Origin of the sequence: Neobacillus drentensis (genome assembly GCF_036965645.1) — a bacterium.
Classification (GTDB): domain Bacteria; phylum Bacillota; class Bacilli; order Bacillales; family Cytobacillaceae; genus Neobacillus; species Neobacillus drentensis_D.
In genome coordinates this window covers 130,598-142,043 of sequence record NZ_JBALPZ010000056.1, presented here as the reverse complement: position 1 = coordinate 142,043, position 11,446 = coordinate 130,598, and the positions used below count along the sequence as shown (strand labels likewise).

The 11,446-nt window shown below is 40.5% G+C and carries 7 protein-coding genes; 5 read left to right on the top strand and 2 right to left on the bottom strand.

The genetic code is table 11. From position 1 onward, the window contains the following. Window positions 1-226: 226 nt before the first annotated feature. Both V7266_RS12010 and V7266_RS12005 read left to right on the top strand, forming a co-directional pair. Window positions 227-1,075 (top strand): NAD-dependent epimerase/dehydratase family protein, encoded by an 849-nt coding sequence (locus tag V7266_RS12010; protein ID WP_335468117.1) that lies wholly within the window; start codon window positions 227-229, stop codon window positions 1,073-1,075. A 41-nt stretch (window positions 1,076-1,116) separates the two neighbouring features. Further along, window positions 1,117-1,956: an aldo/keto reductase gene (locus V7266_RS12005; protein ID WP_335468116.1), complete on the top strand. Its 840-nt coding sequence runs from the start codon at window positions 1,117-1,119 to the stop codon at window positions 1,954-1,956. A 78-nt stretch (window positions 1,957-2,034) separates the two neighbouring features. On the opposite strand, the gene V7266_RS12000 is transcribed toward V7266_RS12005, so the two are convergent. After that, window positions 2,035-3,417: a L,D-transpeptidase family protein gene (locus tag V7266_RS12000; RefSeq protein ID WP_335468115.1), complete on the bottom strand. Its 1,383-nt coding sequence runs from the start codon at window positions 3,415-3,417 to the stop codon at window positions 2,035-2,037. 488 nt (window positions 3,418-3,905) lie between these two features. On the opposite strand from V7266_RS12000, the gene V7266_RS11995 reads away from it, so the two are divergent. Next, a complete protein-coding gene (locus V7266_RS11995; RefSeq protein ID WP_335468114.1) occupies window positions 3,906-5,465 on the top strand; it encodes a flavin monoamine oxidase family protein in 1,560 nt (519 codons plus the stop codon). Between the two features lie 77 nt (window positions 5,466-5,542). Here the strand turns inward: V7266_RS11995 and V7266_RS11990 are convergent, their stop codons facing one another. Next, window positions 5,543-6,748: an MFS transporter gene (locus tag V7266_RS11990; protein ID WP_335468113.1), complete on the bottom strand. Its 1,206-nt coding sequence runs from the start codon at window positions 6,746-6,748 to the stop codon at window positions 5,543-5,545. A 357-nt stretch (window positions 6,749-7,105) separates the two neighbouring features. Between V7266_RS11990 and nirB the strand changes: the two genes are divergently transcribed. Both nirB and nasC read left to right on the top strand, forming a co-directional pair. Next, entirely contained in the window at window positions 7,106-9,226 is a 2,121-nt protein-coding gene (gene nirB, locus V7266_RS11985) for a nitrite reductase large subunit NirB (RefSeq protein WP_335468112.1), read from the top strand. A 49-nt stretch (window positions 9,227-9,275) separates the two neighbouring features. Then, window positions 9,276-11,432 (top strand): assimilatory nitrate reductase catalytic subunit NasC, encoded by a 2,157-nt coding sequence (gene nasC / locus V7266_RS11980; RefSeq protein ID WP_335468111.1) that lies wholly within the window; start codon window positions 9,276-9,278, stop codon window positions 11,430-11,432. Window positions 11,433-11,446 lie beyond the last annotated feature (14 nt).

Below are 11,446 nucleotides of genomic sequence, written 5' to 3'. Positions count from 1 at the left end.
CGCCCGCGGAAAGCGAGCATCTGGAGCGGAAATCAACAGCCAAATTAAAAGAGCCAAGATTTTAAAAGTTTTTTAGTTACATATAAATACAGGAAGCGTTTTATATAGAACAATAAATTAAGACAATTTGCTTGAAAATATAGATTTTTATACTATACTTAGTTTATGCAAACAACAAACAAATGTCAACAGCCTAATGCTAACCGTTAAAAAAGGAGGACAAGACATGAAAAAAGTAGTGATAACAGGCGGTAGTGGACTTCTGGGAGCGGACGTCATAAAAGAATTTTTAGATCACGGATATGATGTTGTAAATGCAGATATGAAATACCCAAAGGAAGCGCTTTGTCGGACAGTTATTACAGATTTAACTAATTTAGGTGAAGTGTACGGAGTATTGACTGGTGCTGATGCTGTCGTCCATCTTGCGGCGATTCCAGTTGCTTACTCCCATCCAAACGAAGTGACCTTCCAAAATAATGTCCTGTCCACTTATAACATTCTAGAAGCAGCAGGGAACTTAGGAATTAGAAAGGCCGTCATCTCCTCAAGTGAATCGTCCTATGGTGTTTGTTTTTCAAAGCAAAATTTACAGCCTCAATATGTACCAATCGATGAGGATCATCCACAATTGCCGGAAGAAAGCTACGGATTATCCAAAATTGTTAATGAAAAAACAGCCGATATGATTCATCGAAGAACAGGTATGCAGGTGGTTTCGTTTAGATTAGGAAATGTAATTTCACCAGAAATGTATAAAAATTTCCCTGGCTTTATCCACGACCCTGAACAACGGAAAACAATTCTTTGGAGCTATATTGATACGAGGGATGCTGCAACCGCTTACCGATTAGCTATTGAAACAGACGGACTTGGTTCGGTTGCTCTTAATATTGGTGCGGATGAGACAAGTATGGATATAGAAAGTAGACAACTCATGGAAATTTGCTATCCATCTGTAAAGGATTTCCGTAAAGACCTAAATGGTTTTGCACCACTGCTAAACAATGAAAAGGCAAAAAAACTGCTCAACTGGGAGCCTGTTCATAAGTGGAGAGAGTACGTAAAGCTTTAGTGTTTTTTGAAAAATGAAGCGTTTAGGAGGAGAAAGAGTCTATGATTTCTAGTTTGAAAAGTACCACTACATTGCATAATGGTGTTGAAATGCCATGGCTAGGCTTAGGTGTGTTTCTCGTAAAAGACGGAGATGAAGTAGTAAATTCAGTTAAAACCGCTCTTGAAGTTGGTTATCGAAGCATCGATACCGCGGCTATCTATAAAAATGAAGAGGGCGTAGGCAAAGCCATCGCGGAGTCAAACATACCCCGCGAGGAGCTATTTATTACGACTAAAGTTTGGAATGCTGATCAAGGATATGATGAAACATTAGCCGCATTTGACGTGAGTTTGAGTAAGCTTGGGCTAGACTATTTAGACCTTTTTCTTATTCATTGGCCTCTTCCATCCCATGGTAAATACCTTGAAACTTGGAGAGCACTTGAGAAGCTTTACAAAGATGGCCGGGTTCGTGCGATTGGCGTAAGTAATTTTAAAGTCCATCATCTTGAAGATATCTTGGCAAACTGTGAAATTAAACCAATGGTCAACCAAGTTGAATATCATCCACGCTTCAATCAAAGGGAACTGCATGATTTTTGTAAAAAGAATCAAATTCAGCTGGAGGCCTGGTCTCCGTTAATGCAAGGGGGGCTTCTAGACGAACCGGTGTTAGTTGAGATTGCGAATAGATACAATAAATCGACTGCTCAAGTGATTATCCGCTGGGATATTCAAACGGGGGTTGTGACAATTCCAAAGTCTGTTAAGCCTCATCGAATTGCTGAAAATGCAGACGTTTTTGATTTTGAACTTACCCAAGAGGATATGGATAAAATAAACGCCCTTAACCAAGATAAACGTATGTTTGCGGATCCCGATGAATTTAGTAGAGTATGAAAAAAATAGAAATCAAAAAGAGGCTTGTCCATTAGGATGAGCCTCTTCTGTCTTTAAGATATAGTCGGTTAGCTATGTTTAATATACAACAACTGGTTCATTTTTACTGAGAGTATTATAGACAGTTTTCATAGAACTTGAAGGTGTATTGACACAGCCGCCTGACCCTGCGGTAAGGTAAGCATTACTTGCCCAGTTACTACGCCAGCTGGCATCATGGAACCCACAGCCGCTAAGGGTAAATGGTGCCCAATATTGGACTGTAACGGAATAATTCCCATGACCTACACTAGTTCCCTCGAGTACAGATGGAGTTTCTTTATACATGACATACCATACTCCTGGCGGTGTATCTTCATTGGTGTTATGTCTGCCGGTCACCACATTGGTTGTAAAGGCTAATTTTCCGTCTTTATAAAGCCAAATACGCTGTTCCTTAATGGATACCTCAGCATAGGTGCTGCCAATCCCATTGTTGGTTGTAGCGTTATAACCGGTGCCGTAAGTGCTCCAGCCAGATCCGTAAATATGATCGGCCTCTAGCGACTTTTCACCTTTTTCGAAGGCTGCCTGGACCCGATTCGCTTCTTTCGTGACATTAATCGCCCATCCGTAGGATTCTCCTTTTACTGATACGACCGAACCTGAGTGGGTTTTAAATTTGAAATCTTTATTTAGAGTGGATTGAGAGTCATTAATATCATTAATCTGGTTTTGTATTTCTTTCGGGTTAATCGTAACCTTCAAATCTTTTGTCACTGTTGCGTTTTGAATTACATCACTGCCTTGTAAACGATAAACTTTATCTTGAACTTTATAATCAACCGTACGTTGAACAAGTTCCTGCAGCTTGTTCTCTTCTTTTTTTATAAGTGGACTGTCCTCTTTGATCGGCTGTATGTACTCAGGCTTCAAATGGATTTCGCTTGTATATTCCTGTTTCTGATACTGTTTTAATAATTGAGTAACATTATACTGCTTCCCATCAACACTTTTAGAGACAACTATTTTGCCTTGCTCTAAACGGGCCTCCGCATCTTTAGGCGCTAGTAAGCTTTTATTCATAGAAAGGAGCTTTTCCTCTACGAGTTTTTCCATCGTTTGGCTTCGATACAAATCTACTTTCCCCGGCTGTAATGATAAGTTTTTTTCTTTTGAGGAAGGCCAAAAAGTCTGCTGGCTTTTTAATAGTTTCTCCACACTAGCAAGATCATTACTCTTGAATTCCATCTTTGTATCTGTACCATCAAAAATACGATCTTTTCCGATATAGACATCGTTTTTTAATACAGTGGATTTAAGTTTTTTTAATGCTTGTTCAGCAGTCAGGCCGCTGACCTTTGTGTTATTGATCGTGATATGCGAATTGAAATGAGTTGACTGGTGATAGTAGACACCTGCAAATACTATCGCGATGATAACAATGAAACTGCCGGCAATGATGAGTTTATTTTTACGCAAGACCTTCACCTCTAGGGAGAGTTAAGTATTTCCAATATTAAAACTATTTAATTTGAAAATCTAGTAAGCTATTAGAGCATTTATGACTATTTCGATTATACCAAGATAATACCAAAATTTCACTCGGTTGTTACTCTTTATCGTTATAAAAGATAGATTAATAAAAGGAAAATGTATCGCAAATATGTATATTTGCTTGTTAAATACAAGATTTAGAGACTTCTGAACGGGTAAAAAAGGCTCAGTAAAAATATGGGTATTATGAACATGAATATGCCTAAAAGTAAAATTTCCAATTTTATGAATTAAAGCTGCTGATTTTTATGCTCTCTAGGAGGAGTCCGTTTTCATCAGAAAAAACAGAACCACCTTATTGCCTATAGCAAATGAAAGACACTATGCATATTTTATTAAAGATCGTTACTATTGTACGATAGTAAATTAATCGATGATGAGCATGGTCTATTTTTGCCTAAAGGGGTGGTTTCTTGACACGAACACGATTGGCAAGTATCTTGCAGAAATGTTTTGCAATAGCAAGCAACGTGCTGATGAATCAAACAAGTTCTGGACAAGCTTTCCTACAAGCAGTTGACCCTGAAAAAAACCGTATTACTGAAGAAGAGGAAATGGATCAACTAATTAACATCAGTAGGAATAAAGAAAATCCTGACAGGATTGTCATTGTGGGTGCGGGTTTGGCGGGGCTCACTTGTGCCTACCGTTTGAAGCAGGCTGGAATTTCATCTACTATCTATGAAGCAACAGGAAGGGTTGGGGGACGTTGTTGGACAAGGAGGGGCTTCTTCAAGGAGGAGCAAATTGTCGAAGGGGGTGGTGAATTTATTGATACGAATCATAAGGAGATTGTCGAACTCGTAAAAGAACTAGGTTTAAAGCTTGATCATTTACCCATGGCAGAATCTGAAGGAACTGCCCCAGTTTATTTTTTCAATGGAGGTCCTTATTCCCAGCAAGATGTAACAAATGATTTTTTAAAGATTCTCCCAAACCTAAAAAGGGATTTAAAAGAAGCTGGTGAAATGACACTTTATCATAGTTACACAGAGCGTGGATATGAATTGGATCATATGTCCGTTACTGATTATATTAATGAAATTGTGCCAGGTGGGATCGATTCTAATTTTGGCAAACTATTAGAAGTTGCCTACACGATTGAAAATGGAGCTGATGCCAATCAACAAAGTGCATTAAATTTGCTTTATTTATTAGGTTTTGCAAAATCTGACCGCTTTCAGATTTACGGAGATTCAGATGAATGCTTCCATATAAGGGGAGGCAATGATCAACTCCCTATGCTATTGGCAGAAAAACTTAATGGACAAATTAGATTTCATTCTCAATTAGTAAAGATTGAACAAAACACTCAAAGCGGGGTAAGACTCCATTTTCGGGAAGCTGATAAGGAGTTTGAGGTTTTAGCAGATAAGGTCATTCTGGCGATACCCTTTAGAATTTTAAAGATGATAGATTATGAGAGTGCAAGATTCTCCTCATTGAAAAAAACAGCGATTAAGGAGCTTGGAATGGGCGTTAACACGAAACTTCATGTCCAATTTTCCAATCGATTCTGGAAAGAGCTTGGAAATAATGGAGAAACCTTTTCCGATACAGGCTATCAGCAGACCTTTGAGTCCTCTCGTGCACAACCTGGCAGGTCCGGAATCCTTGTCAATTTTACGGGTGCAGAGACAGCGGAAGGCCAGATGGCTTCTACTGAAGAGGAATTAAAGGAAAGGACTAAGGATTTTTTGGACAAGTTAAAGTTTGTTTTGCCTGATGGCGAAAAAAACTGGAATGGCCTTTCCACTGTTGATCACTGGTTGAGTAATCAATGGAGCAAAGGAGCGTATTCCTATTGGAAGGTTGGCCAATTTACGAAATTTGCTGGTATTCCGGGAGAACGGGAAGGTAATATCTTCTTTGCTGGTGAGCATACCTCGATTAACTATCCAGGATATTTAAATGGAGCGGTTGAAACGGGAGAAAGGGCTGCAAACGAGGTAATCAATGATTTGCTTAAATGATTCTAGTTTAGTAAAGGGACATTCTGTGTTTTGAATGTCCCTTTCCACTTTTAGATTAGTTGTTTTGTAGAGAAAAGTTAAATTTGTCTAGTAGCTTCCTTTGAGATCCAGCTTTTTTGCCAAGATAGCTTTGCGATGAGGACTACAATCAAACCAGCTAATCCAATACCAGCATAAACCAAAAAGCCTGGTGTATAGGTTCCTGTCATTTGTTTGAGTGTTCCTAGGATATTTGGTACAAAGAACCCGCCGATGCCTCCTGCCGCTCCAACAATCCCGGTAATCCTCCCTATTTCATCTCTAAATCTATGCGGGATTAATTGAAAGACGGCTCCATTTCCCATTCCCAAAAATAGCATCCCGAAGAACAGTAATGTGGTGACAAGCGCTAGGGACGGAAGCTGGCTGACACCGAACATGCATACAGCTACCGCTATAAATAAAAAGGTTAAAAGACGAGTGCCGCCAATTTTATCCGCAATGGCACCGCCCACAGGACGGAAAAAACTCCCCGCCGCCACACAAAGTGTTACAAAATCCCCTGCACTAACCTTTGATAATTGATATTGGTCTACAAAAAAGATACTTAAAAAGCTTGATAACCCGACAAATCCGCCAAAGGTAACACTGTAAAGCAAGCAGAAATACCAGGTGTCCCTCTGTTTAAAAATAGTAAAATAATTCCCTGCCTTCTTTTCTGAAGGCTGTTCGGGTGCATCTTTAGCCATGAGGACATAAAGGATAAAAACAATTGATAGAGGAATGATTGCTAACCCGATCACATTATGCCAGCCAATATTTTCTGCAAGACGCGGGCCGAAAAGTGTGGCAAACAGGGTTCCACTATTACCAGCACCAGCAATCCCCATAGCTAATCCTTGTAAATGAGGAGGATACCAGCGGCTTGCCATTGGAATGGCCGCGGCAAAGCTTGCCCCTGCTACACCAAGCAGAATCCCTATTAAGTAAAGCTCGGTTAAGGTCTTGCCAAATAACCATCCCCAAACGAGTGGGACCACTGTGACAAGCATCCCAATTATCGCTGTTTTTCGGGGGCCAATTCGGTCTGTTAAGACACCAAGGATCAATCGGAAAAATGAACCACTAAGAATAGGAACCCCTACAATGAGGCCTTTTTGTGCGGGAGATAGACCAAAGTCCTTTGTAATAAACACCCCAAGCGCACCTAATATCACCCAAATCATAAAACTGACATCAAAATATAAAAATGACGCAACTAATGATGGCGCATGACCACTTTTTCTTAACTCTGCTAACTTCATATCAGTACTTCTCCTCCTTTTATGAACAGTAAATCGATACAACTGCTTTTTCCTTTAACCAAAGTATTACCAGCCGACATTGGGTTTTTTTGAAAAGATAACCTTCCCTAGTAACAGCAAGAATAAGAACAGATTGACGTTATTTTTCATAATGGAACCTCCAGCTTTCTTTATTTTTTTGCATGTTGTAAGAATAGTCTGCCAATATTTTTTTGTCATGAATGCTGTAAGGTCTTCTAACATGGAAATTTTTGTGTTAGGAAATATAACATGATTGATTCTTAACTGGTTAACTTATGAAATAATAAACGTTATTCATGGCTGTAGGAGATACTCTTACAATACTGGAGGTTTGTTATGAAGAAGCAAAAGCTAATATTAATAGGCAACGGGATGGCGGGGGTACGTTGTATTGAGGAAATCGTAACGCTGAATTCTAATGCTTTTGATATTACGATTTTTGGCAGTGAGCCACATGTGAACTACAATCGGATTCTTTTGTCTACAGTGCTGCAAGGCGATACATCGCTTGAGGATATTACTATAAATGGGCGTAATTGGTATGAAGGAAAACAAATTAAACTATTTACAGGGGAAACAGTTGTCCAGATAGATACCGCAAAACAGGTTGTGATAACAGATAAACAACAAGAGGTTTCTTATGACCGCCTTATTATAGCAACTGGCTCGGTCCCATTTCTTCTGCCGATACCTGGTTCGGATAAAAAGGGAGTTACGACGTTTCGAACCATTGAAGACTGTCAGGCAATCATGGAAACAGCGAAGCATTTTAGGAAAGCTGCTGTCATTGGCGGAGGTTTGTTAGGGCTTGAAGCGGCAAGGGGGCTCCTCAACCTTGGAATGGAAGTAAGTGTGGTCCATATTGGCCGCTTTTTATTAGAAAGGCAATTAGATGAAACTGCGGCGAAAATGCTTCAGGATGAGTTGGAAAACCAAGGAATGAAGTTTCTTTTTGAAAAACAAACACAAGAAATTATCGGAAATAGCCGGGCTGAAGGGATGATTTTTACAGATGGAACCGAGCTTGACGTAGATTTGGTCGTGATGGCAGCTGGGGTTAGACCGAACGTTCAGTTAGCCAGGGAAACCGGAATAGACATAAATCGAGCGATCCTCGTGAACGATTTTTTACAAACAAGCATTGAGAATATCTATGCTGTCGGTGAATGCGTTGAACACCGCGGAAGTGTATATGGATTAGTTAAGCCCTTGTATGAACAAGGAAAGGCATTAGCGAAACATATCTGCGGCATGGAGGACCAAGGCTATAAGGGTTCCATTCTTTCGACACAATTAAAAATCTCTGGTATAGAGTTGTTTTCTGCCGGACAGGTACATGAGGACTCATCGTCAAAGTCGATTAAGCTGTGCAATGAGGTGAATCGAACCTACAAAAAATTGATCTTTAAAGATCATAAACTTATCGGTGCGGTTCTTTTGGGAGATACAAGAGATCGTACGAGATTGCTAGATATAATGGTCAAACTGCAGGATATTTCAGACCCTGAGAAAACGGCATTATTGCAATCTACCACTGAGACCAGCTATTCAATGGCACAAATGCCTCTTAGTGAAATAGTTTGTAACTGTAATGGGGTAACAAAGGGGACAATTTTGGAGGCTGTTCAAAAAGAAGAACTGACTACCGTTGACCAGGTAAAAAAATGCACGAAGGCATCGGGCTCTTGCGGAGGGTGTAAGTCGTTAGTCACGGAGCTGCTAGCCTATATAAAAAGCGATGAATGTAATGAAATCGTTGAACAGAAATCCATGTGTTCCTGTACCTCCATGACAGAAGATGAAGTAGTACAACAAATGCAGCAGCTTGGGATCACTACCCTCCAAGAAGTAACAGTGGAGCTTAATTGGCGCAGCAAGAAGGGCTGCAGCACCTGCCGCCCTGCGCTTGAGTATTACTTAGGAATGATCTATCCCGAATTGCCCTTAAACTCCACAGACCTCAATACGGCGCAACATATAAAAGCTAGCATCCGGGAAGACGTTTGCCAGTGTGATCAACATTCGGCTTTAAAAATAGCGGACCTGCTAGAAAGAAGATTAAAATCCTTAAAGACTCCCTTCCCGATAGAGATTGGAGTGGCTGCTTGTACACATAATGGAGATGGTTCCACAATAAAAGATTTCGAGCTTATGAGAATGGCCAGAGGTTGGGAAATTTATGCGGGCGGCAGCGAGGAAATGGAGCGGCCAGGAAAATTATTTATGGTTGCCCCAACAGATGAAGAAGCCATTGAAATCACTATTGGGCTTATCCAATATTATCGTGAATCAGCTAATTACTTGGAGCAAACTTGGGAATGGATCGAACGCTTGGGTTTAATCCATGTTAGAGAAATATTGTTTGATCAAGAGCTTCGTCAGGAATTATTAGAGCGTTTGGATGAAGAATTGTTTTTAAGGAAAAGTATTTTAGTTAACAGTCCTGCCAGTAAATAGGTAATGGGTAAGTTCAATGATAATGATCTAATGTGAAAAGGTGAGAATCATGACAGAATTGATGTTAAAGTATTTCCGTAAAAAGCAAAAGGAAGTGCAAACGGAAAAGGTTTATAATACCCAATGTCCTTATTGTAGTATGCAGTGTAAGATGCAGTTAATCGAACAGTCTGTTGTTTCAAGGAAACAATATAAAACGGTTGGCAAGGATAATCCAACCACGCAAGGTCGTGTGTGTGTCAAAGGCTTGAATGCCTACCAGCATGCTTTTCATAAGGACCGATTAAAATATCCGATGTTAAAGGTAAATGGAGAATTTGTCCGAATCTCATGGGAAGTGGCATTGGACCAAATAAAAAATAATTTTACTAGAATTCAAGAGGAAGACGGACTGAATGCTTTAGCTGTATATGGGAGTGCATCGATTACAAACGAAGAAGCGTATTTACTTGGTAAATTTGCACGAGTAGCTTTAAAGACAAAGTATATCGATTATAATGGCCGGTTATGTATGTCTGCAGCTGCCTCAGCAGCGAGTCAAACCTTCGGAATGGATCGAGGATTCACAAACAGCCTGGCTGAAATTCCGTTTACCCGGTGTATGATTTTAGCGGGAACGAATATCGCGGAGTGCCAGCCGACGATCATGCCCTATTTTGAAAAGGCAAAAGAAAATGGAGCTTTTATCATTGCGATTGATCCACGTGAAACAGCTACTACGAAACTCGCAGACTTACATTTAAAATTGAAACCGGGAACAGATGCCGCATTAGCAAACGGGATGTTAAAGGTGATAATCGAAGAAAAATATTGTGATGAGGCATTTATTCAGGGACGTGCCCATGGATTTAATGAAGTGAAAGAATATCTAGCCGCAGTAGACTTAAAGGAGATAGAAGCGATTACGGGTGTCTCCATAAATGAGATTCATCAAGCAGCCATTAAGTTTGCTAAAGAAGAGTCAGGCATGATTTTTACCGCGAGAGGAGTCGAGCAGCAGACAGATGGTTCGGCCGCTGTCCGTAACTTTCTCAATCTCCTTGTGGCTACTGGCAAGCTAGGAAAGCCGTATTGCGGTTTTGGGGCCGTTACAGGTCAAGGAAACGGCCAAGGTGCAAGAGAGCATGGTCAAAAGGCTGACCAGCTTCCTGGGTATCGTTCGATTGAAAACAAGGAGCATCGAAAGTATGTCGCAGATGTTTGGGGAATAGAGCCAGATGATTTGCCAGGAAAAGGCGTCTCTGCATATGAAATAATGGAGAAGATTGATGAAGGAGAAATTACGGGTCTGTTTTTGATGTGCTCCAATCCAGTTGTCTCCAATCCAAATGCTAAATTTGTAAAGAATGCGTTGAAAAAATTAAAATTCCTTGTAGCGGTGGATTTGTTTGTTTCAGAAACGGCCAAACTCGCAGATCTAATTTTACCAACCTCTTCTTACTTAGAGGATGAGGGGACTATGACGAATGTGGAGGGGAGAGTAACGTTACGAGAAGCAAGCTGCCCTTGTCCGGGTGAGGTGAAGCATGACTGGCAAATTATCGTTGATATTGCACGAGCTCTTGGAAAGGAAAAGTATTTTTCTTTTTCCTCTGCAGAAGAAATTTTTAATGAATTGCGATTGGCAAGCCGGGGAGGAATTGCTGACTATTATGGAATTACCTATGAAAGGCTCCGAAAGGAAGGCGGTATTTTATGGCCATGTCCTGACCTAGACCATAAAGGGACCATAAGGCTGTTTGAGACTTCTTTTGCTCATCCTGATGGTAAGGCCAAGATGGTTGTCGTCCCCAATAAACCTGTGGTTCCAAAGGAAGAGGTTTGCAGTGAATTTCCTTTATATTTGACGACAGGAAGGGTCGTGTCTCATTACTTAACCGGAGTGCAGACAAGGAGGAGTCCTGCATTAGCGGCTAGAAATATTGAATCTTATATGGAGATTCACCCCTCAACAGCGATGGATTATCAAATTGCCGATCATTCCTTAGTGAAGATTGAATCCCGAAGAGGAAGCATAATCGTTAGAAGCAAATACTCTGAGGCAATCCGTCCAGATACCATTTTTGTTCCTTTCCACTGGGCAGACTCCCAAAATGTAAATGTTCTTGTCGGAAAAGAACTGGACCCTGTCTGCCGGATGCCCGGATTCAAATTAAGTGCTGTTAAGGTAACAAAACAAGGGGACGGTTCTCATGCTTCCTTTTGAAGCATGAGAACCGT